At 56.0% G+C, this 22298-nt stretch carries 21 protein-coding genes; 2 read left to right on the top strand and 19 right to left on the bottom strand.

What is annotated here, in order from left to right:
- Nucleotides 1-5: 5 nt before the first annotated feature.
- From bamB to RAN89_RS11230, 11 genes are all read right to left on the bottom strand, one after another.
- On the bottom strand, nt 6-1100 hold the full coding sequence (gene bamB / locus RAN89_RS11280; protein WP_313869385.1) for an outer membrane protein assembly factor BamB: 1095 nt from the start codon (nt 1098-1100) through the stop codon (nt 6-8).
- 38 nt (nt 1101-1138) lie between these two features.
- Nucleotides 1139-1786, bottom strand: coding sequence for a YfgM family protein (locus RAN89_RS11275; RefSeq protein ID WP_313866396.1), 648 nt, complete (start codon nt 1784-1786; stop codon nt 1139-1141).
- A 12-nt stretch (nt 1787-1798) separates the two neighbouring features.
- On the bottom strand, nt 1799-3112 hold the full coding sequence (gene hisS, locus RAN89_RS11270) for a histidine--tRNA ligase (RefSeq protein WP_313866395.1): 1314 nt from the start codon (nt 3110-3112) through the stop codon (nt 1799-1801).
- A 6-nt stretch (nt 3113-3118) separates the two neighbouring features.
- A complete protein-coding gene (gene ispG, locus RAN89_RS11265; RefSeq protein WP_313866394.1) occupies nt 3119-4375 on the bottom strand; it encodes a flavodoxin-dependent (E)-4-hydroxy-3-methylbut-2-enyl-diphosphate synthase in 1257 nt (418 codons plus the stop codon).
- Between the two features lie 11 nt (nt 4376-4386).
- Nucleotides 4387-5289, bottom strand: coding sequence for a helix-turn-helix domain-containing protein (locus RAN89_RS11260; protein WP_313866393.1), 903 nt, complete (start codon nt 5287-5289; stop codon nt 4387-4389).
- Nucleotides 5282-6121 carry a type IV pilus biogenesis/stability protein PilW gene (gene pilW, locus RAN89_RS11255; RefSeq protein WP_313866392.1) on the bottom strand — a complete coding sequence of 280 codons (840 nt, stop codon included), beginning with the start codon at nt 6119-6121 and terminating at the stop codon, nt 5282-5284. The genes RAN89_RS11260 and pilW overlap by 8 nt, the downstream gene beginning before the upstream one ends.
- Nucleotides 6114-7265 carry a dual-specificity RNA methyltransferase RlmN gene (gene rlmN / locus RAN89_RS11250; RefSeq protein WP_313866391.1) on the bottom strand — a complete coding sequence of 384 codons (1152 nt, stop codon included), beginning with the start codon at nt 7263-7265 and terminating at the stop codon, nt 6114-6116. The genes pilW and rlmN overlap by 8 nt, the downstream gene beginning before the upstream one ends.
- A gap of 6 nt (nt 7266-7271) precedes the next feature.
- Nucleotides 7272-7697 carry a nucleoside-diphosphate kinase gene (ndk, locus tag RAN89_RS11245; protein WP_087493686.1) on the bottom strand — a complete coding sequence of 142 codons (426 nt, stop codon included), beginning with the start codon at nt 7695-7697 and terminating at the stop codon, nt 7272-7274.
- A 68-nt stretch (nt 7698-7765) separates the two neighbouring features.
- Nucleotides 7766-9001, bottom strand: a complete 1236-nt coding sequence (locus RAN89_RS11240) for a pseudouridine synthase (RefSeq protein ID WP_313866390.1) — start codon at nt 8999-9001, stop codon at nt 7766-7768.
- Nucleotides 8998-9669 (bottom strand): SMC-Scp complex subunit ScpB, encoded by a 672-nt coding sequence (gene scpB, locus RAN89_RS11235; protein ID WP_313866389.1) that lies wholly within the window; start codon nt 9667-9669, stop codon nt 8998-9000. Before scpB ends, RAN89_RS11240 begins: the two co-directional genes overlap by 4 nt.
- A 108-nt stretch (nt 9670-9777) precedes the next feature.
- A complete protein-coding gene (locus RAN89_RS11230; RefSeq protein WP_313866388.1) occupies nt 9778-10869 on the bottom strand; it encodes an RluA family pseudouridine synthase in 1092 nt (363 codons plus the stop codon).
- On the opposite strand from RAN89_RS11230, the gene RAN89_RS11225 reads away from it, so the two are divergent.
- Nucleotides 10820-11626: an outer membrane protein assembly factor BamD gene (locus RAN89_RS11225; protein WP_087493683.1), complete on the top strand. Its 807-nt coding sequence runs from the start codon at nt 10820-10822 to the stop codon at nt 11624-11626. The genes RAN89_RS11230 and RAN89_RS11225 overlap by 50 nt on opposite strands.
- Here the strand turns inward: RAN89_RS11225 and RAN89_RS11220 are convergent.
- From RAN89_RS11220 to RAN89_RS11210, 3 genes are read right to left on the bottom strand one after another with little or no spacing between them, the layout of a single operon-like run.
- Nucleotides 11595-12062, bottom strand: coding sequence for an ATP-dependent DNA helicase (locus tag RAN89_RS11220; RefSeq protein WP_313866387.1), 468 nt, complete (start codon nt 12060-12062; stop codon nt 11595-11597). The genes RAN89_RS11225 and RAN89_RS11220 overlap by 32 nt on opposite strands.
- The gene (locus tag RAN89_RS11215) at nt 11990-13597 is read right to left on the bottom strand and encodes an ATP-dependent DNA helicase (RefSeq protein WP_313866386.1); all 1608 of its coding nucleotides are present in this window, start codon (nt 13595-13597) and stop codon (nt 11990-11992) included. The genes RAN89_RS11220 and RAN89_RS11215 overlap by 73 nt, the downstream gene beginning before the upstream one ends.
- On the bottom strand, nt 13594-13737 hold the full coding sequence (locus tag RAN89_RS11210) for an HP1242/YdcH family protein (protein WP_428984506.1): 144 nt from the start codon (nt 13735-13737) through the stop codon (nt 13594-13596). Before RAN89_RS11210 ends, RAN89_RS11215 begins: the two co-directional genes overlap by 4 nt.
- Before the next feature lie 173 nt (nt 13738-13910).
- Between RAN89_RS11210 and RAN89_RS11205 the strand changes: the two genes are divergently transcribed.
- On the top strand, nt 13911-14672 hold the full coding sequence (locus tag RAN89_RS11205) for a PP2C family protein-serine/threonine phosphatase (RefSeq protein ID WP_313866385.1): 762 nt from the start codon (nt 13911-13913) through the stop codon (nt 14670-14672).
- Here RAN89_RS11205 and RAN89_RS11200 read toward each other — a convergent pair.
- The 5 genes from RAN89_RS11200 to RAN89_RS11180 form a co-directional block, all read right to left on the bottom strand.
- A complete protein-coding gene (locus RAN89_RS11200; protein ID WP_313866384.1) occupies nt 14669-15217 on the bottom strand; it encodes a hypothetical protein in 549 nt (182 codons plus the stop codon). The two genes, RAN89_RS11205 and RAN89_RS11200, sit on opposite strands and share 4 nt — an antisense overlap.
- On the bottom strand, nt 15214-16311 hold the full coding sequence (gene zapE / locus RAN89_RS11195; RefSeq protein ID WP_313866383.1) for a cell division protein ZapE: 1098 nt from the start codon (nt 16309-16311) through the stop codon (nt 15214-15216). Before zapE ends, RAN89_RS11200 begins: the two co-directional genes overlap by 4 nt.
- A gap of 81 nt (nt 16312-16392) precedes the next feature.
- Nucleotides 16393-17820 (bottom strand): dihydrolipoyl dehydrogenase, encoded by a 1428-nt coding sequence (gene lpdA, locus RAN89_RS11190; protein WP_313866382.1) that lies wholly within the window; start codon nt 17818-17820, stop codon nt 16393-16395.
- 144 nt (nt 17821-17964) lie between these two features.
- The gene (gene odhB / locus RAN89_RS11185; RefSeq protein WP_313866381.1) at nt 17965-19239 is read right to left on the bottom strand and encodes a 2-oxoglutarate dehydrogenase complex dihydrolipoyllysine-residue succinyltransferase; all 1275 of its coding nucleotides are present in this window, start codon (nt 19237-19239) and stop codon (nt 17965-17967) included.
- A 45-nt stretch (nt 19240-19284) separates the two neighbouring features.
- Entirely contained in the window at nt 19285-22179 is a 2895-nt protein-coding gene (locus RAN89_RS11180) for a 2-oxoglutarate dehydrogenase E1 component (protein WP_313866380.1), read from the bottom strand.
- Nucleotides 22180-22298 lie beyond the last annotated feature (119 nt).

Genomic DNA, 22298 nt, shown 5'->3' with positions numbered 1-22298 from the left:
CTCTCTTATTCTGGACGGAAGGCAAAAACACCTCCCTTTTGGGTCACAACGACCAACGTTTTTCCAGCAAGGACAGGCGACGCCCCCAGTGGTGAACCATCGAGCACCAAACGCCCCAAAGAGGAGCCGTCTGTTTTTGACAATAGATGCACGAGTCCGGCACTGTCAGGTACCGCCAGAGTTTCTCCCAAGAGCAAAGGTGTTCCCAAATCTCGCCACTTCAGGGTCGCCAATTGCCATGCAACCTCCCCATCAGCGCGCCGCCATGCCAAGAGCCTGCCATCGGCCTCTGTGCCAAACACCAACTTGTCATCGCCAGAAACACCAGTAAATCCGTTGGCAGCTCTGGACCAAATCACCTTTTGATTCGCCAGACTGACACACGCTACTGCATTCTGATAGGCGCGAAGGCACACATCAGACCCCAAGCGACTGACTCCTGGCATCAGGTCCACCAGGCGGTCTACCTCATTAGTCCCGCGACTGACGGAAACTGGAATGTCCCAACGCTGGGTACCTGTCAATGGATTCAAACCCACTAACCGCCCACCGATTCCTGCCACCAGGGTATCACCCGCAGGGAAAAGTACAGCGGCCCGGTCCAACACCAGGCTATCGCTCCCCCTTTGTTGTTGCCAAAGGCGCTTACCCGTTTCGCTGTCGAAAGCAATAAGTGTCCGGTCCGGAGTGATCACAAATATGCGTCCACCAGCAACCAGGGGTGGCGTTACGGCGACGGAAGTCAACTTTTGTTGCCAGATCCGCTTCCCTTTCTGCAACACAACCAACTCCCCATCGGTCGTGACGACAGCCGTCTTTTCGCCATCTGCTCCGACACCAGCAGAAATTTTCTTGCCTAAATCTGCCGTCCAGCGGACGCCCCCGGTATTCGAATCCAAGCTCGAAATGGATCCTGAACTGGATGCCACATAGACGTCGGAGCCAACCAGCTTTACCTCAAGCGGGAAACCGACCTCCCCAATCGATGCAGACCAGACCTTCTTCACCGCCAAAAGTGAAGCCGCGGGAGCGAGTTCTGCTGGCTTGGGCTTAGACGGACCGGCACAACCAGCCATCACGACGGCCATTACCCCTACCATCAGAAAATTAGCGGTCCGTCGCATGTTCAGATTTCGACTCACTTCGATTCGCCGGCACCTAGCGCAGCCAGTTTCACTTCCACCAAACGACGGTATTGATCACGCTCAGCCAAATGTTTGATCGCGTCCTTGTACAAAGCCACCGCTTCTTCGGTCTTACCCTGCGCCATCATGAGGTCGGCTTTTTTGTCTGCAACAAGCCCCATGAACTCGACGGGAAATTTGCCATCCAAGATCTTCGCAGCCGCATCAAAACTCTTGGCCTCAATCAACAAACCCACTTGTCGTATTCTCGCCAATGCCGCCAATCCTGGGTCCGCGCTACTCTCAGCAACGGTGGTCAACGCAGTTTGGGCCACGTCAGGTTTTCCCGAGAGGTAAGCCACTTTGGCAAGGGTGAGACCTGCTTGCTGGGTATACACGGTTGAGGGGAATCGCTGGCGCATATCTCCATAGGCACGGTCTGCAGCAGCAACATCGCCACCAGCAATAACTCGATCCACTTCTTCATACATGGCGGAAGCTTGTTCAGCCTGCCGCTTGGACCACCACTGATAACCATTCCACGAGGCAAAGGCACCAAACACGATGATCAACAGCCAGGAAATAGCGTTTCCATACTGCTTCCAAAAATGTTTCAGTTGATCGAGTTGCTCTTGCTCTTCGAGATCTAAATGATTTGCCATGTTGAACCTGGTTTAAACGGTTGGATAAAGGCTAGCAGCCCATGTTGCCATCTCATCTATCCGAAGAGTGGCTTGCGGAACATTCGAATCCCGCAATGATTTGACAGTGACCTGTCCGGAAGCGAGTTCATCAGGACCAAACACGAAAGCGAACCGTGCGCCCGAAGCATCTGCTCGTTTGAATTGAGACTTCATGCTGGGCATCCCTTCAGAGGTGCTGGCTTGCATCTGGACAGAAAGCCCAGCCTCCCGGAGAACATGCAGCGAAGGCATCACAGCTTGCAGGTTTGCGACATCTGTAATAACGGCAAAAACATCCAAACCCGGTTGCCTCAGTGCCACGCCCGACTCTTTGATTAACTCCAGAACGCGCTCAACGCCCATGGCCCATCCCACTGCGGGAGCTGGCTTTCCGCCGATTTGCTCTATCAAGTAATCGTACCGGCCGCCCGCACAAACGGTGCCTTGGGATCCCAATTTCGTAGTGACAAACTCAAACACCGTCAAGTTGTAATAGTCCATTCCCCGAACCAAGCGAGGGTTCACCGTGTAGCTCACTCGGTGAGCATCCAGTATTTTTTTCACCGTTTCCAGATGCTCTCTGGAAGCATCACCCAAGAAATCGATCAACTTGGGAGCGGACTCGATCACAGCCTGCATTCCGGGATTTTTGGAGTCCAGAAGGCGGAGTGGATTCAGGTGCAAGCGCCGCTTGGCTTCTTCATCCAGCAGATCCAGATGGGATTCAAAATGCTGGATCAAGGCAGCTCTGTGCGAGTTGCGTTCGTTTGGCTGCCCCAGACTGTTTATCTGTAACTCGATATCCGCCAAACCCAACTCTTTCCAGAGCATGTGGGCCATCAGAATCACTTCTGCATCGATTTCAGCGCCACCGAACCCGAGTGCCTCTGCCCCGATTTGGTGAAACTGCCGGTACCGCCCGCGCTGTGGTCGCTCATGCCGGAACATGGGCCCCATGTAATAGAGACGCTTAGGACCGTTGTAAAGCATCGAATGCTCCACAGCTGCGCGCACAACTCCCGCTGTATTCTCCGGCCGCAAAGTCAGCGCCTCGCCATTCAAACGGTCTTCAAAGGAATACATCTCCTTTTCGACGATATCCGTCACTTCACCCAAGCCCCTCACAAACAGGGAGGTAGGTTCAACAATAGGCGTGCGTACATTTTCAAAGGAAAAGCGCCGCATTAATTCCCTTACGCGGGCCTCCAATGCTTCCCATACCGCAGATTCCGGCGGCATGATGTCGTTCATGCCTTTGACGGCAACAATCTTGTCCGCCTTGCGCGGACTATTCTTCTCGGACATAAGCTCTCAAATACTGGGGGTACGGGGCGTGAAACGCTCCCGGATGTAGTTTTCCACTACGTTCTGGAAATCAGCGGCGATAGACTCGCCGCGCAAAGTCATGCGTTTCTCTCCGTCAATAAAAACGGGCGCTGCCGGAGCTTCACCGGTACCGGGAAGACTGATACCGATATCGGCATGCTTACTTTCTCCCGGTCCATTGACGATGCAGCCCATGACTGCGACCTTCATGTTCTCGACGCCGGGGTACTGTGTACGCCATACAGGCATCTGGTCCCGCAAGAAGTCGTCAATTTGCTTGGTCAGTTCCTGGAAAGTGGTACTGGTGGTTCTTCCACACCCCGGGCAAGCAGTGACGCTTGGAACGAACTTGCGAAGACCCAGAGACTGAATAATTTCTGATGCGACCACTACCTCTTGCGTTCTGGCCTCGCCAGGTGCAGGCGTCAAAGACACTCGAATAGTGTCGCCGATACCCTCCTGCAACAGAATTCCAAGAGCAGTTGCGGAGGCTACCGTACCTTTGGTGCCCATTCCAGCCTCAGTCAACCCAAGGTGCAATGAGTATTTTGAACGCTTAGCTAATTCGCGGTAAACCGCGATCAGGTCCGTGACGCCGCTCACCTTGCAGGAGAGCGTGATCTGATGCCCCGCCAGCCCGATCTCCTCTGCGCGCTGAGCAGACTCCAAGGCTGAAGTGATTAAAGCCTCATACATCACCTGCTTGGCATCCCAAGGGTTAACTCTCTGGTTATTCGCATCCATCAAACTGGCGAGCAATTCTTGATCAAGGCTTCCCCAATTCACACCAATCCGAATCGGCTTATCCCATTGAATAGCGGCTTCAATCATCTGAGAAAACTGACGATCACGCTTGTCGCCTTTACCCACATTTCCCGGATTGATACGGTACTTGGACAGGGCTTGGGCACAGTCGGGAAACTCACTCAACAGCCGGTGACCGTTGTAGTGAAAGTCGCCGATCAAGGGCACTGAGATACCCATACGATCCAACTGCTCACGAATGTAAGGGACTGCCTGAGCAGCCTCAGGAGTATTCACTGTAATGCGCACCAATTCAGACCCTGCCAAGGCAAGTTCCTTCACCTGGATGGCGGTACCGATTGCATCCTCTGTGTCCGTATTGGTCATGGACTGGATACGGACCGGCGCATCGCCACCCACAGTCACAACGTGACTGCCCCATTTGACGACAGACTGCAAACTAGTGCGCGCCAAGGGTTGCGCCAGGGCGATAGGCATTTGCTGCTCCACTACTTCACCTCAAATCTGGCAACGTTGTCTCTGGAAACAGTCGACATACTGAAGGGTTTGCCCCGCACTTCGACATCCACCATGTCTGCCTTGCCGACTACGACGGCCAATGGAGGTACACCAGTGGCAGAAGTGATGCCATCAGCCTGCAAAGTTCTACGAACCAATACAGCACCAGCGGAGTCAACAACCTCCACCCACGTTGTACCTTTCGCGCGAATCACAATCATCTCGGTTGGCTTTTGCACCGGGGCCGAGCTTGCAGGTAACGCCACCTCAGTCACTGGTTGCTTCACCAGCTCCGCTGGAGATGGTCCTGGAACTACCTCTACCGGAGGCAATTTTTCTTCAAGTTTCTCTGCAACTGGCACCGGTTCAATGGCTGGCTCTTTAGGGGGAGCAATATTTACTGGAGTTACATCGGCTTTTGACGCGAACTCAGGCAAGTGCATTTCCGGCGCAAAAGCAATACCCAATACAGCCAACAGCAATAGTGACACCACGATCACAACAGGTCGTTTGAGTGCGTCTACAAACCCGACGGATGCCGCTTCACCAGGAACCTTGAATGGAGCGTTGATGCCTTTATCCCCTGCCTCAAAACTGGGCTTGACGGTCTGGGGGAGCAGCTCAAGGATGGGGGCTGAATCGACTTTCAGAGCTCTGCAGACACTAGACGCCAATGCTCTGACGAACACCGCATCCGGCAATAAGTCTGAACGATCCGCCTCCAAAGCCTCCAGCTTCTTGACAGGCACCTTCATGGACACGGCCAGAGCAGCAATATGCAGTCCTGCCGCCTCGCGGGCATTTCGCAAAAGGCGGCCAGCCGTTACGGGCGCTGCAGCGAGCGTCGTTTCTGGCAACTCAGGGAGCGCGCCACTCATCTCAACCTTATTCATCGAATGCTCCCCTATCAAAAGAACCCGCTTCTTTGGACTGCCCAAACCGTTTCCGGAGTTGCGCACCGAGTTGCGTCATCGCATCCTTGTTGCCCAACATCTGCTCAATCTTGATACCCAACCAGAGTGACTCCGCATTTGCGTATTCACTATTGTTGATCCTGCGAACGTGAAACTGTGCCTTGGCCAAATCCCCACGCTGCATCAACAAAAGTGCAAGGTTGTAACCTGCTACAGGGTTTGAAGGATCCAATTCATTTGCTCGCGTCAAACTGGCAATCGCATCGTTGCGAGCCCCGGCCTTCACTTGGCAGACACCCATTGCCATCCAAGACTTGGAACGCTCGTTGTAGTTCGGATTTGCAATAGCCCCCATGAACTGCGTGTAGGAGTCTTGGGCACGGCCTTGTTGGCAAAGAAGCCAACCGTAATTGTGTTGCACGCTGGCAGCCTGAGGATTGAGTTGCAATGCGCGTTTGAAACTTTCCTCTGCCAAGGGGAAATCATTCAAGCGCATGTATATCAAGCCGCGCAGATTGTGCGCCTCAAAAAGCCCCGGGTCCGCGCTAATTGACTGCTTCAGTTCGTCCAAAGCAACCGTAGTTTGGCCATTGTTGTAATAGCCAGCGGCTAACTCCAAGCGGATTTTGGCGCGCTTACGGGCAGGTGATTCATCTGAATCTGTTAGTAAATCATTAGTGGATGCCGGCGTTTGCGCGCCACCTGCACAACCTTGCAATAAGCCGATAGCCAAAGCAAGAAAAATCATCGACACGACAGCACGGCCAAATGGCCGCAGAGCTAGCGTCAGCGCGGAAAATCCATCAGTCATTTCGCATCCCATCATTACCGCGCGTTTCGAAATCGCGGACCTGCTGGAGCATAACCGTGCGTTGCTTGGAAATACGAGTCCCTACGTTCGTACGGTCTTTGACATCCCCGGCGAGTTGACCGCAAGCGGCATCAATATCGTCTCCACGGGTCTTTCGGATAGTAGTCACCAAGCCACCATCTAGCAGGATGCGTGCGAAAGCTTGAACTGCATTGTTAGAGGAACGCAGCAATCCAGAGGCAGGAAAGGGATTGAATGGGATCAAGTTGAACTTGCAAGGAACGCCAGATTCTTTCACCAGTTGCAACAATAACTTGGCATGCTCTGGGTGGTCATTGACCCCATCCAGCATGCAGTATTCAAAGGTAATGAAGTCGCGAGGCGCATGGGCCAAATACCGGCGACAAGCCTCCATCAATTCCTTGAGCGGGTACTTTCGATTCAAAGGAACTAGGTTATCCCTCAGCGAGTCTTCAGGTGCATGCAAAGATACAGCGAGGGCTACGGGACAATCCTCCCCCAAGCGGTCCATCATTGGAACTACGCCTGACGTCGAAACTGTGACTCGGCGGCGTGACAGCCCGTAACCATGGTCATCCAACATGACTTTCAAAGCCGGAACGAGCGCCGCATAGTTCTGCAAGGGCTCGCCCATACCCATCATCACGACGTTGGAGATAACCCGATCAGACACCCCCAGGTGGCTGCGTAAAAAGTGCTCAGCAAACCAAAGCTGCGCCAGTATTTCCCAAGTTTTGAGATTGCGGCTGAAGCCTTGGTGCCCGGTCGAACAAAATCTGCACCCTACTGCGCATCCGGCTTGGGAAGATATACAAAGTGTCCCGCGGTCAGACTCGGGGATAAAGACCGTTTCGACAGCATCTCCATTGCCAACATCGAACAACCACTTGATGGTACCGTCTGCAGAGATATGTTGAGTGATTACCGGCAGGGCACGTACTTCTGCATGCCCCCGTAATTTGTCCCTGAGCGACTTGGCGAGATCGCTCATATCATCAAATTGGCTCGCGCCTTTTTGATGCACCCAACGGAACAACTGGGTAGCCCGAAACTTCTTTTCGCCTAGGCTTTCGCAGAAGGCGGCCAGACCCTCGAGATCAAAATCGAGCAGGTTGACCGCCATACTGAATTAACGCGAGTAAACGTTCATGCCGGGGAAGAAAAAGCCCACTTCCACTGCCGCTGTTTCAGGAGCGTCAGAACCGTGAACCGCATTGGCGTCGATGCTGTCAGCAAAATCGGCGCGAATGGTGCCGGGAGCTGCCTTTTTAGGGTCTGTTGCACCCATCAAGTCACGGTTTTTGCCGATGGCTCCTTCACCTTCCAACGCCTGGATCATGACGGGGCCGGAGATCATGAAGTCCACCAAATCCTTGAAAAAAGGACGCTCTTTGTGCACAGCATAGAAGGCTTCTGCCTCACCGCGGGAGAGGTGCGCCATGCGTGCAGCAACAACCTTCAAGCCGGCTGCTTCGAAGCGGGCGTAGATTTGACCGATCACGTTCTTGGCCACTGCGTCGGGCTTGATGATGGAGAGAGTGCGTTCGATTGCCATGTTGATTCCCAAAAGTATAAAAAATTAATTGCCCGTGATAGACAAAGCCGATGATTTTAGCATCGGCATTAGCGGCTTCGACCACCATTGCGTCTTTGTCCGCCACCGCCGGGCCGGCCACGGCCATTGGACTCTTGCCGCTGCCTGGAAAAACTGTCTGCACCGATGTAACCCAGAGAAGTTTTCATCGGATCAGGCTGCGCTCCACCTTCCTGGCGTCCTCCCTGACGCGGAGACTTTCCATTGGCCTGACGAGCAGTGCCTCCTTGACCGCTCGCACCTTTCGGGGAAGCCGGACCCCGACCGCCTTGGCGAGGGCCACGGCCTCGGGGGCGGGGAGCACCCGCAGCCCCATTCGATTCCTCGCGGGCTCTGGGCTTGCCCGCGCTCGCTGCTGCCTGCATCAGGGCACGGATATCGGTCTCATCCAGCTCCATCCAAGCTCCACGCTTGAGTCCACGAGGCAATACCATGGCCCCGTAGCGGATACGGATCAACCGACTGACCGCATGCCCCACAGATTCGAGCATGCGCCTGACTTCGCGATTCCGACCTTCGGAGATAGTGACCCGGTACCAGCAATTGGAGCCTTCGCCACCACCGTCTTCTATGGAGCCGAACTGGGCTACTCCGTCATCCAATTGAACCCCATCCAAAAGGGCCTGCTTTTCATCTTTGTTCAGAGCCCCCAATACCCGCACCGCATATTCACGCTCCAATCCGAAGCGAGGGTGCATCAGGTTATTGGCCAATTCGCCCGAACTGGTAAACAAGAGAAGCCCCTCTGTATTCAGGTCGAGGCGACCAACCGATTGCCACTTTCCTTGGTGCAGTTTAGGCAACCTGCGAAACACGGTCGGACGGTTTTGCGGGTCGTCATGCGTAACTACCTCGCCAACTGGCTTGTGATACGCAATGACTCGGGCAGGTGGCGGCTCAATTCGGAAACGGATAGGCTTCCCGTTTACTTTGATGTTGTCACCAAATTGAATGCGTTGGCCAATGTGCGCCGGCTCGTTATTGACAGAGATTCGTCCCTCGAGAATCAACTGCTCCATTTCAAGCCGCGAACCCATACCGGATTGAGCCAACACTTTGTGCAACTTGGGCGTTTCTGCTTGGGGCAACAGAACCCGCTTGGGCAACACGACATCTTCTGCTTCTTCATCCGCGTCAAATTGACCGGAGATCACATCATCGAAACGATTCGTGCCCTTCGGCAATGCCGCCTCGGTAGCCATTTGCTGCTGGGGCGCGCCAGACGGTGTCACAGCGGCATCAGGCGTCAATTCGTTCTCGTTCATGTTTGTGTTCCGTTATCAATTTCTTCTAGCGCGGCCTGAAGTGGCATCGCCATTTGTTGCTCGTCTGGATTGCTTGCTCCAACTGTTCCATGATCAACCACCTCGCCCGAAGCTCCCAACAGCCCCTCTAGTCCAGCCATGGAATCTTCTCCGCGCTCTGGCGATTCGAGAATTGGCAATTGATCCAGGGACGCAAGGCCCAAATCATCCAAAAACTGCTTCGTGGTTGCGTACAGCGCAGGCCTGCCAGGTGCCTCACGATGCCCGATCACCTCCACCCATCCCCTATCTTCCAATTGCTTGATCAACAATGAACTGATGGTGACGCCACGGATGTCTTCCATGTCACCTCGGGTAACCGGCTGCCTGTAGGCAATAATGGCCAATGTCTCTAGGGTTGCGCGGGTGTACTTGGGCGGCTTCTCGGGGTGCAATCTGTCCAGATATTCCCGCATTTCAGGACGGCTCTGGAATCGCCATCCACTCGAAACGCTCACTAACTCGACACCCCGGCCCACCCATTCAGTTTGTAACTCACTGAGCAAACTCTTCACAGTGTCAGCGCCAATTGCATCGGCAAACAATTCACGCAAAGCCTTGACAGTCAAAGGCTGCTGGGCACATATCAAAGCGGTTTCAAGAACACGCTTGGCATCGACCATATTCATAGTCTGTACGTAATGATGGAGAGCCGGAAAAAATGGCAGACCGGAAACGATCGCACCGACGGTAGGAAGGGCCTTGGCCGCAACTTGACTACCCTACGAGAGACGTAGCTACAAACCTCCCGGTTTGCAAGCTTGATTGTACCCGAGGCCCAATTCAGCGCAAAGCGCCATGAAATCAGATGGCGGGCCACATTCAAATTCCAAAGACTCTCCCGAAACGGGATGCTTGAATGCCAAACGGCAGGCATGCAGAGCTTGACGAGTCATTTCCCCCAACACAGCTCCTCCGTATACCGCATCGGCCACCAATGGATGGCCGATGTGCGCCATATGGACCCGGATCTGATGGGTACGCCCCGTGTGCAAAATGCACCTGACCCAACAGGCTACTTGACTGTTGCTGATCAAACTGAAGTCTGTTCTCGCCTCTTTGCCGGATTGATGTACCAGATCGACCACCGCCATTCGCAGTCGATTACGCGGATCTCGTCCGATAGGAGCATCGACTTCTTTCAATCGCGTCCAAGGCCAAGTCTTGTGTGCAATCGCGAAATATTGGCGACTTACTTCCCTCGCGGCTATTGCATTTACGAGAGCATCCATGGCAGTCCTTGATCGGGCCACCACCATCAATCCACTGGTGTCCTTGTCAAGCCGATGGACAATCCCCGCCCGTGGGACCAGCGCGGCATGCGGACTGTAGGCCAGCAGACCGTTCAGGAGTGTTCCGCTCCAATTTCCGGGCGCCGGATGAACCACCAACCCTGCTGGTTTGTTGATAACCAATACGTGTTCGTCCTCGTGGACCACGTCCAGAGCCATGGGCTCAGGCTTGAAGGCCTGGCTTTGCGGGGTTGGCTTGAGCTCCACAGTAAGCTCCTCACCCACCTTTACCTTGCCCGAAGTCTTGGTAACGACTTTGCCATTAACTTGTACGAACCCGGATTCAATAAGTTGCTGGAGATAGCTGCGCGAAAACTCCTGAACACTGAATGCCAGTGCCCGGTCAAGACGCTCACCATGCAAAGATGCGTCTAATGTGAAGGTGCGGAACTCTGCTTCGCTGGCGATATCAGACGCCTCATCCGCCTCTGCTTGCACAGAGTGCGCCGATATAATTCCAACGGTTTGATTCAAGAAAGTCCCCAAGATGCTGCGTGCGAAATTATCGGTCGTTTGTGCCACGATGCTGACGACCATGGCGACACTGCTGGCAGGTTGCTCCAGTGCACCGGTAGACAAAACGGCAGGAATGAGCCCCAACCGACTGTACGCCGAGGCCAAGGACGAGATGGGGGCATCCCAATGGGACAAGGCCGTACCGCTGCTTGAAAAGCTGGAGGCCAGAGCCGCTGGTACCCCACTCGCACAACAAGCTCAGTTGGACAAAGCCTATGCACAGTTCAAGGCAGGTGAACAAGCCCAATCTTTGGCCACTTTGGAACGCTTCATCAAACTCCACCCTGCCAGCCCTGCATTAGATTACGCCATTTACTTGCGGGGCATCGTTAACTTCAATGACGACCTGGGCTTGCTGTCATCCATTACCCGTCAAGACCTCGCCGAACGGGATCAGAAGGCGGCCAAAGAATCTTTTGAATCATTCAAAGAGCTGACGACACGATTCCCTGATTCGAAATACGCACCAGATGCGCAACAGCGCATGAATTACATCGTGGGTTCCTTGGCGCAGTACGAAGTGCATGTCGCCAAGTACTACTACAAGCGTGGTGCGTATCTGGCTGCCGCCAACCGCGCTCAGCAGTGCATTACCGATTACCGCGATGTTCCAGCCACTGAGGAGGCACTTTTTATCCTCTACAAGTCCTACGACGCCTTGGGCATGGAACAGCTTCGTGACGATGCCAAACGTGTGCTTGAAAAGAACTTCCCCCAGTCCGACTTCCTGCTCAAAGGCGGGAAAGCTAATTCAGATCCATGGTGGAAGATTTGGTAAGGGCCTTGAGTTCTGCCTGAAACTGAGTGTCGTCCTTGACGATACGCATGACAGGCAAGGCTGACAGTAACTTGCGCCCGTAGCCCATGGAGCGCAGTCGTACATCGCACACCACCAGCACACCGCGGTCTGACTCCCTGCGGATCAGACGCCCTACCCCTTGTCGTAAGGCTACGGCAGCCATGGGTAGCTGAACCTCATTGAAAGAGCTCCCCCCAGCCTCATCCACTTGCTTACATCGGGCTTGGAGTAGCGGGTCATCCGGCGGCGCAAAAGGTATCTTGTCGATCAGCAGCAATTGCAAGCTTCGGCCGGGAATGTCTACCCCCTCCCAAAATGAGGCAGAGGCCACCAGCACACACCCTAATCCTTCCCGTTGCTGGAAGAGCTGCAAAAGTTCTCGCTTGGAGCTCTCACCTTGCACCAACACAGCCATATCCAGGTGGGGGAAAGGAGCTTCCGTATCGTTTCACCTATCAAGCGCATGGCACGCAAAGTGGTGGTTAAGACCATGGTCCGTCCGCCAAGAATCTGGGCGCCCTCTGCTGCCAATGCAGCAACGCGAGCGCCATGGTTGGGGTGGGACGGCGCAGGAATCGCGCCGGGAACGTACAGCGCGGCCTGATGCGCGTAATTGAAGGGACTTTGAACCTTCAAAACCTTGGCACCGTGAAGCCCTGCAGAATTCACAAACCAAGCCACATCTGAGCCGGGGCCCAAGGTTGCAGAAGTAAAAGTCCACGACACCCGGGAACCAGCCTCCAGTGCGCCCGTCACTTTGCTCCGCATCGCGTCTGATATGTCCATAGGGGACTCCACGAAGCGCAAACGGGTGCTGTTATCCATCCAACGGATCAATCCATCTTCCGCCGGAAGAGCAGCCCGATCCAAGTGATCTTTCAGTACCGACGCCCGTTCAGCCAAGGCAGCCAGCTCCGGGTGCGCATCTGCCACTCCTTGAAGCGCTTGCAATAGAGTGCCATGGACCTGCAACAAGCGCCCCAGGCGACGCTCCCACAAACCAGGCGACAGTCCTTCCGGAACAAGGGCTTGCCATGGCAAGCGAGGGGTGTTTGCAGCGCTCTCCTGACACACTAACTGCAAGTCCACAACCGCCATTTCCAGTTGCTCCACCAGCAGCTGCCAATCGGCCATGCCCCGAGCCCATTGCAAACACACAAACACGACATCCCGCCCCAGATTCAGCAATTGCAGGGTCGACCATTGCCGCCCGAGAAATTGGACTCCGATGTCATTGAGCTGGTGCGCCTCGTCAAAAACCACCGCATTCACGGTCGGGAGAAGTTCAGCGACTCCGGATTCACGCACGTTGGAGTCCGCAAAAAACAAATGGTGGTTAATGACCACCACGTCCGCGGCCATGGCATCCCGCCGCGCCTTATAGAGATGGCACTCCTGGTACCGAGGACACTTTGATGTGGTGCAGTTTTCACGGGTAGATGTGACCAGCGGAAGCAGCTGCTGCGACTCTTCCAGCGCAGGCACCTCTGAGACATCTCCGGTTCTGGTCGCCGTCACCCAGCTCTCCACCTGCCCCAACAAACGCAAGGGCGCTGCGCTTTGCAGGATTCCGGAATGGCGTGCATTGGCCAATCGGTGCAAGCACACATAACTGCTGCGCCCCTTCAGCAAAGCTACGCGTACCGGAATTTTCAGTATTTCCAGTAGCTCCGGAATGTCGCGCGTGAAAAGCTGGTCTTGCAACGCTTTGGTGGCCGTAGAAAGGAGCACCTTTTGTCCACTCAGCAAAGCGGGCACAAGATATGCATAAGTTTTCCCTACCCCCGTACCTGCCTCAACCACAAGCACTCCACCGTCTTGCATGTTGGCGGCCACCGCACTCGCCATTTCCTGCTGGCCTTGGCGGGGCAAATATTCCGGCACTGCACTTGCCAAGGGGCCGCTTGAAGCAAAGACCCGGGCAACCCGGTCTCCGAGGGGCAGATTCATGCTAACGCGTCCGGACTCAGGCTGAATTCCAAGGCAACAATCTCGTCGCGTAGAGCGAGGCGCCTTTTCTTGAGGCGTCGCAGCTGCAAATCATCGCGCCACCCGCCATGCAAGGTTGCGTTATCGATGCACACGTCCATCTCATGATGAGCCATCCTCAGTTCAATTAGCCGGCGCTCAGGATAGTGAAGATTGGTTTCCAAAGGTAAATGCGCCCCGCTAGGTGGTTAAACTGGTTGTGTGGTCCGGGATGCGTTCGATAATACGGCGGTTTGCATCAACCCGGCTCCCATTTACCCTTTAACTGCACACCATGTCCTCTGGCTACCGCCTTAGCGCTTCCACCGGCATCCACAAGGGTGACCGAGAATACCAACAAGACCAAGTGTCTTTGTTCAAACACCCGAGAGTGAACGGTTGTTTGTTGGCCATCGTGGCGGATGGCATGGGCGGTCGCAGTGGCGGCCGAAAAGCCTCCGACCAGGTCATGTTGACGGCCAAGCAGTTATTCGAACGTTATGACCCGGATACGGATGACTCCGTAGCCACTTTGCGTCAGATGGTTCAAGAGGCCCACATCGTTATCAAGCTCACAGCAATTTCCTCCGAAGAAGAACCACACAGCACACTCGCTGCATTCCTGATCAACCCCGGAGGTGACTGCCACTGGGCACATACTGGAGACTCCCGCGTGTACCAGTTCCACGGTAACCGCTTTATCAAGCGAACTATGGATCACTCCTATGTGCAGGCGCTGGTCAATCGAGGGGAAATCACCGAAGAGCAGGCAGCCACCCACCCGCAATCCAATATTTTGATGGGTTGCTTGGGCACCGAAAACGACCCTCCGGTCGACTTTCACTTCATTCCCAAGTTACGCACTGGAGATGTGTTGATGGCCTGCAGTGACGGGGTTTGGCACTACTTCAACAATGGCGAGCTCGGTTCCGTGTTGTCTACCCTATCCCCCCGCGAAGCCACCGAGTTTTTGATTGAGAAAGCACGCTCCCGGGCCCGAGGCGGCGGCGACAACCTGTCGGTGGTGATCGTCAAAGTGGAATCCTTGCACCACTAAGGCGTGGTAGGCAAGGACTCAGCCCTGTCTTTTTTTTCCTGCAAACGTTTTTCCACTTCCGATTTGTGTCGTGCTGCTTCGTCCTGCTTGGACTCAAATGCTGCGCGATTGGCGGCGGCCTGCACGGGCGTAATCGAAGGCGTTTTTTCTGGAGCTGAAGCCGCCCGCTTGGCTGGCGTTGGTGCTTCTTTTCGTTCTGCGGGGAGCGATGCAGGCTTTCCTTGTGCATCCAAGGTTTGCTCAAGCGCTTGGGCTTGCTTCTCATTCAGTCGTTCCCATTGTTCACGGGTGCGTTCCGCACGCTGCGCATCCCGCAAAACGAGTTCACGCTTGCGCAAGACTGCCGCTTGTGCGCGCCGCTGGGTGGCTACTTCAGACAGGCAGGCATTCACTGCAAAGCGCTCGTAACACAATGCCTCGGCATTGCGACTCTCGGCCTGCAATTTCGCGCGCTCAGCCTCGACTGCTTGGAGAGAATCGCCTCCTTGCGCAAGGGCCATAACGGACAAAAGCCCTAGGCAAATACCAAACAGAACGCGCATCATGTGAGTCGCGTATCCACCGTGCGACGCTCCAAATCCAAAAACTCTTTGGACTGCATCTCTGTCAACCGGGAAACGGTGCGGGGAAACTCATGCGACATCGGGCCCTCGGTATAGAGTGCCTCCGGTGCTACATCTGCAGACATGATGAGCTTGACGCGCCGGTCATACAGCACATCCACCAACCAGGTGAAGCGCCGGGCTTCTGATGCCATGCGCACCGGCATGTGCGGCACACCACTCAGAAAGACGGTGTGGAAGCGCGACGCGATCTCCAAATAATCATTCTGCGAGCGGGGCCCACCACACAGCGTCTTGAAGTCAAACCACACTACCCCCCCTGCCTTGCGCACGGCACTGATCTGGCGCGACTCGATATTCAGAAGCGGGTCTTCATCATGCTGCTCGGCCAGCGCGTTGAAGGTAGCCGTCATTGCGGCGTCCGCCACCGGGCCATTGGGCACGTGGTAGAGCTTGGCATCTTCGAGGGTACGACGGCGGTAATCCGTACCGTTATCCACGTTGAGAACTTCCAGCTTGGCGTTCAACAGGGCAATGGCCGGCAGGATTCGGTCGCGGTGCAGGCCGCCGGGATAAAGATCATCCGGCTTGAAATTCGAGGTCGTCACAAAACCCACACCGTTGTCAAACAGGGCGTTGAGCAAGCGGTGGAGGATCATGGCGTCGGTAATGTCCGCCACGTGGAACTCGTCAAAGCAGATCAAGCGGTAGCGCTTGGACATGCGCTTGCCCAACTCGTCCAGCGGATTCACCGTACCTTGCAGGTTTACCAGTTCGTGGTGAACCTCACGCATAAACTCATGAAAATGCAAGCGGGTTTTGCGCTCGAGCGGCACGGCATTGAAAAAGCAATCCATCAGAAAGCTTTTGCCCCGCCCTACCCCGCCATACATGTACACGCCCCGCGGAATCTCAGGCCGGTTGATCAGCTTCTTGAGGGCATTCGAGCGTTTGGCTTTATAGGCAGCCCAATCGTTGGCACAGCGCTCCAAGGCCTCCACAGCGCGCAACTGTGCCGGGTCAGCGGTGTATCCACGGGCCTTCAACTCCGCCTCGTAGGCTTCTTTGACGCTCAATGCATGCTCCGGTATGCTACAAAAAGAGAAGCTGCTAGCGCACGAATGACGGGCGCTAGCAGCTTGTTTGGCTTACAACGATCAGAAGTTCAGCGTACGCTTGTCCACTGCCAACGCTGCTTCCTTGGTGGCTTCACTCAAGGAGGGGTGTGCATGACAGATGCGGGCGATGTCTTCCGCACTGGCTTTGAACTCCATGGCCACAACGGCTTCGGAGATCAACTCCGAGGCTTGCGGACCAACGATATGAACGCCCAAGATTTCGTCGGTCGTGGCATCGGCCAGGAACTTCACGAAACCGGTGGTGTCGCCCAGCGCACGTGCGCGGCCATTCGCCAGGAATGGGAACTGACCCGCCTTGTAGGCCACGCCATCCGCCTTGAGCTGCTGCTCGGTCCGACCCACCCATGCGATCTCGGGGCTGGTGTAAATCACCCAAGGAATGGTGTTGAAGTTCACGTGACCGTGTTGACCGGCAATGCGCTCAGCCACGGCAACGCCCTCTTCTTCCGCCTTGTGCGCCAACATGGGACCGCGCACCACGTCGCCCACCGCCCAGACACCGGGCAGGTTGGTTTTGCAGTCGGCATCCACCACGATCGCACCGCGCTCGTCCAGCGCCAGGCCCACAACCTCGGTGTTCAGACCGATGGTGTTGGGCACGCGGCCAATGGAGATGATTAGCTTGTCGACATCTAGCGTCTGGGCTTCGCCCTTGGCGTTGGTGTAGGCAACGGACACGCCTTTCTTGCTGTTCTTGATCTCGCCGACCTTCACGCCCAGCTCAATCTTCAGGCCTTGCTTGGTGAACGCCTTGTGCGCTTCCTTGGCAACACCTTCATCGACCGCGCCCAGGAACACGGGCAGGCCTTCGAGAATGGTGACCTCGGCGCCCAGACGCTTCCACACAGAACCCATTTCCAGACCGATTACGCCAGAACCGATCAGGCCCAGCTTCTTGGGCACGGCACCGATGTTCAGAGCGCCGTCGTTGGACAGGATGTTGACTTCATCAAAAGGCGTGCCGGGCAGTGCGCGGGCATTGGAACCGGTGGCGATGATGATTTGCTTGCCGGTGATCGTTTCCTCGGTTGCACCTGCGACCTTGATCTCGTAGCCGCCTTCGGCAGCCTTCACGAACGAGCCACGGCCATGGAAGAAGGCGACCTTGTTCTTTTTGAACAAGTACAAGATACCGTCGTTGTTTTGCTTTACCACGGTGTTTTTGCGGGCAATCATCTTGGCCACATCCATGCTCACACCCTTGACCTCAATGCCGTGCTCGGCAAAGTGGTGATTGGCGTGGTTAAAGTGCTCGGACGATTGCAACAAAGCCTTGGAAGGAATGCAACCCACGTTGGTACAAGTACCACCGGGAGCGGGGCCGCCAGCGGCATTCTTCCACTCGTCGATACAGGCCACATTGAAGCCCAGCTGGGCGGCACGGATGGCAGCAATGTAGCCACCGGGGCCGCCGCCAATGACGATCACGTCAAAATGTTTGCTCATGAATTTCTCGCTTAAAAAATGAGCCGCAACGCAAGAGGTGCCTTCACCAGTGAACACCGCAGAACCGGCTTTGCCGGGCTGCTGGTGTTGCCCCTGCTAGGGGGTGGCGAAGCGACACGCAGTGCGCGCAGCCTGGGGTATGCCTTAAATGTCGAACAGCAAGCGTGCTGGATCTTCCAGCGCTTCCTTCATGGCCACCAGACCCAGCACCGCTTCGCGGCCGTCGATGATGCGGTGGTCATAGGACATCGCGAAGTAGTTCATGGGGCGAACCACCACTTGGCCGTTTTCGACCATGGCGCGGTCTTTGGTCGCGTGCACACCCAGAATGGCGGACTGGGGCGGGTTGATGATGGGAGTAGACATCATGGAACCGAAGGTGCCGCCGTTGGAGATGGAGAAGGTACCGCCGGTCATTTCTTCAATGCCCAGCTTGCCGTCCTTGGCCTTCTGGCCGAACTCGGCAATCTTCTTCTCGATATCGGCAAAGCTCATCTGGTCGGCGTTGCGCAAAATGGGCACCACCAGGCCGCGGGGCGAACCCACAGCGATACCGATGTCAAAGTACCCGTGGTACACGATATCGGTGCCATCGACCGATGCGTTCAACACAGGGAACTTCTTCAAGGCGTGCACAGCAGCCTTGACGAAGAAGCTCATGAAGCCCAGCTTGACGCCGTGTTCCTTCTCGAAACGCTCTTGCATGCGCTTGCGCATCTCCATGACCGGGGCCATGTTGATTTCGTTGAAGGTGGTCAGGATGGCATTGGTGGACTGGGACTGCAACAAACGCTCAGCCACGCGCGCACGCAGGCGGCTCATGGGCACGCGCTGCTCAGGGCGACCGGCCAAAGCATCCGCCAGATTCACCGAAGGTGCAGCCACTTGAGGCAAAGACTTGGTGGGAACGCCCGTGGGGATTGCGGCAGCAGCTACCACTTTAGGAGCAGCCGCAGCAGCCAACACGTCACCCTTGGTGATGCGACCGTCTTTGCCTGTGCCTTCAACGCTGGAAGCAGCAATGCCGTTGTCAGCCAACAACTTGGCTGCAGCGGGCATGGCAACGCCTGCCTTGGAGTTGCCGGCTGCAGCAGCGGCCACTGGGGCTGCGACAGCCGGCGCAGCGGCGGGAGCGGCAGCAGCAGGTGTGGAAGCGGAAGTTGTAGCACCAGCCACAGCAGCCGTGTCGATGCGGGCGATCAGCTGCTCGGCAGCGACGGTGGCGCCATCGGCGGCCACCAATTCCACCAGCACACCGGCTGCGGGAGCGGGCACTTCCATGACGACCTTGTCGGTTTCGACTTCAATCAGGATTTCGTCGACAGCCACTGCTTCGCCGACCTTCTTTTTCCATTGCAACAAAGTTGCTTCCGCCACAGATTCAGACAGCTGTGGGACTTTGACTTCTACGATTGCCATATCTAATTCTTTCCGTAATGTGTTGGGGGATGAAGTGCTGCTGACTTACTTGGTCAGAACAAAGCCCTTCAATTTCGCAAAAGCAGCTTCCACCAGCGCTTTTTGCTGCTCTTGGTGCAGGTGGGCGTAGCCCACTGCAGGAGACGCAGAGGCAGCGCGGCCTGCGTAACCCAACTTCTGTCCTTCCAGCATGTTCTCGTGGATGTAATGTTGCACAAAGAACCATGCACCCTGGTTTTGTGGCTCGTCCTGGCACCACACCACATCGGTGGCATTGGGGTACTTCTTCAGTTCGGTCGCAAACGCTTTGTGCGGGAAGGGGTACAGCTGCTCCACACGGATGATGGCCACATCGTCCTGGCCCTTTTCTTCGCGCTTCTTCACCAGGTCGTAGTAAACCTTGCCGGAGCAAGCAATCACGCGCTTAACCTTGTCACCCTTGAGCTCTTTACTCTCGGGAATCACGGTCTGGAATGCGCCTTTGGTGAACTCGGACAAAGGTGATGTCGCATCCTTGTTACGCAACAGGCTCTTGGGCGTCATGATGATCAACGGCTTGCGCAGGTTGCGCACCATCTGACGACGCAGCACGTGGAAGATCTGGCTGGCCGTGGTGGGCTGCACGATCTGCATGTTGGTGTCTGCAGCCAGTTGCATGAAGCGCTCCAGACGGGCCGAGCTGTGCTCAGGGCCTTGGCCCTCGTAACCGTGGGGCAGCATCAAGGTGATACCGTTCACACGCCCCCACTTCACTTCGCCGGACGCAATAAACTGGTCAATCACCACCTGGGCGCCGTTGGCGAAATCGCCGAACTGGGCTTCCCAGATCACCAGCGTGTTCGGGTCGTTGGAAGCGTAGCCATACTCAAAGCCCAACACCGCCTCTTCCGACAGGATGGAGTCGATTACTACGAACGGAGCCTGGTTGTCGGCCACGTTCTGCAAAGGCACATAAGTACCGGCATCCCACTTCTCACGCTTCTGGTCGTGGATCACGGCATGGCGGTGGGTAAAAGTACCACGTCCGCAATCCTCGCCCGACAGACGCACGGGGTAACCACTGGCCACCAACGAAGCGAAGGCCATGTGCTCACCCATACCCCAGTCCACATTGATCTCACCGCGGCCCATGGCTGCACGGTCGTCGTAGACCTTTTTCACCAACTGGTGGGGCGTAACGCTACCGGGGATCTTGGTCAAGCGCTCAGACAAACGCTTCCACTCGGTCAATGGAATGGCGGTGTCGCCCGCGTCAGTCCACTTCTTGCCGAGGAACGGAGACCAGTCCACCGAGTACTTGCTCTTGAAGTTGGTCAGCACAGGGTCCACAGTGTGCTTACCGGCATCCATGGCGGCGCGGTATTCCTTGACCATGGAGTCGCCAAGGTCTGCACCCAGGCCTTGCGCAGCCAACTTGTCGGCGTACAACTTGCGGGTGCCGGGGTGGGCGCCGATCTTTTTGTACATCAAGGGCTGAGTCAGGGAAGGTGTGTCCTGTTCGTTGTGGCCCAACTTGCGGTAGCAAGTGATATCCACCACCACGTCCTGCCCAAATTCCATGCGGAACTCCAACGCCAGTTGGGTCGCCAACACCACGGCTTCCGGATCATCACCGTTCACGTGCAACACGGGCGACTCGACCATCTTCACGATATCGGTACAGAACGCACTGGAGCGCATGTCGCGGGGGTCGGAGGTGGTAAAGCCGATCTGGTTGTTGATGATGATGTGCACCGTACCGCCAGTGGTGTAGCCACGGGTCTGGGCCAACGCCAATGTCTCCTGGTTCACACCCTGGCCACCGAAGGCCGCATCGCCGTGCACCAGCACGGGCAGCACTTGAGCACCCTTGGGGTCGCCACGGCGGTCCATACGGGCACGCACAGAGCCCTCCACCACAGGGTTCACGATTTCCAGGTGAGACGGGTTGAAGGCCAAGGACAAGTGAACGGGGCCGCCAGCGGTGGACACGTCCGAACTGAAACCCTGGTGGTACTTCACGTCACCAGCAGGCAGGTCCTCAGGGGCAGTGTGGTCAAACTCGGCGAACAGGTCCGCAGGCATCTTGCCCAAGGTGTTGACCAGCACGTTCAGGCGGCCGCGGTGGGCCATGCCAATCACGATTTCCTGAATGCCCTTGGCACCAGCTTGCTGGATCAGCTCGTCCATGGCTGCAATAAAGCTCTCGCCACCTTCGAGGGAGAAGCGCTTCTGGCCCACATACTTGGTGTGCAAGTAGCGCTCCAGGCCTTCAGCCGCGGTCAGGCGCTCCAGGATGTGCTTTTTCTTTTCTGCGTTGAACTGGGGCTTGCTGCGTGTTGCCTCCAGCTTTTGCTGCCACCAGCGCTTCTGATTCTGGTCGGTGGTGTACATGTACTCCACGCCGATGGTGCCGCAGTAGGTTTCACGCAATGCGTTCATGAGCTCACGCAGGCTCATGGACTCTTTGCCGAAGAATGTATTGCTGATGTTGAAGACCGTTTCCTGGTCAGCATCGCTGAAGCCGTAGAACGCGGGCTCCAGCTCGGGAATCTTGTCGCGCTCCATGCGCTTGAGGGGATCGAGATCCGCCCAGCGGGCGCCCACATTGCGGTAGGCGGCAATCAATTGCTGCACTGCAGTGCGCTTGCGGCCCATCTCGGAGTCCGCGCCACTCGCGACGACCGTGTGTTTGACACCTTTTTTCGCCAGATCAACGAACGCGTTGATCACGGGCATGTGGGCTACGTCTTTGGCTGTGGTGCCGTCCGCAGCGGGAACGTGCTGCAAGGCATCAAAGTAATCGCGCCAGGTATCGGGAACGCTACCAGGGTTGGCCAGGTAGTTCTCATACATCTCTTCGACATATGGAGCATTGCCACCGAACAGGTAGGTGTTGTTTTGGTAGGTTTGGTACACGGACGAGCCCGTGTTCGCACCATTGGAGCTGGAATCACTCATATTTCGCTGACCTCCGTTCCCCTTCAGGGAACATTAGCTGGTTAAAGCTGGTTAATTAACCTTCCGCGACACGGCTGAACCGATTGGCGGATGCGACTGTGGCATGGGAAGGGCCTTCA

Origin of the sequence: Rhodoferax mekongensis (assembly GCF_032191775.1) — a bacterium.
GTDB lineage: Bacteria > Pseudomonadota > Gammaproteobacteria > Burkholderiales > Burkholderiaceae_C > Allorhodoferax > Allorhodoferax mekongensis.
This window is presented reverse-complemented; position numbering and strand designations above follow the sequence as displayed.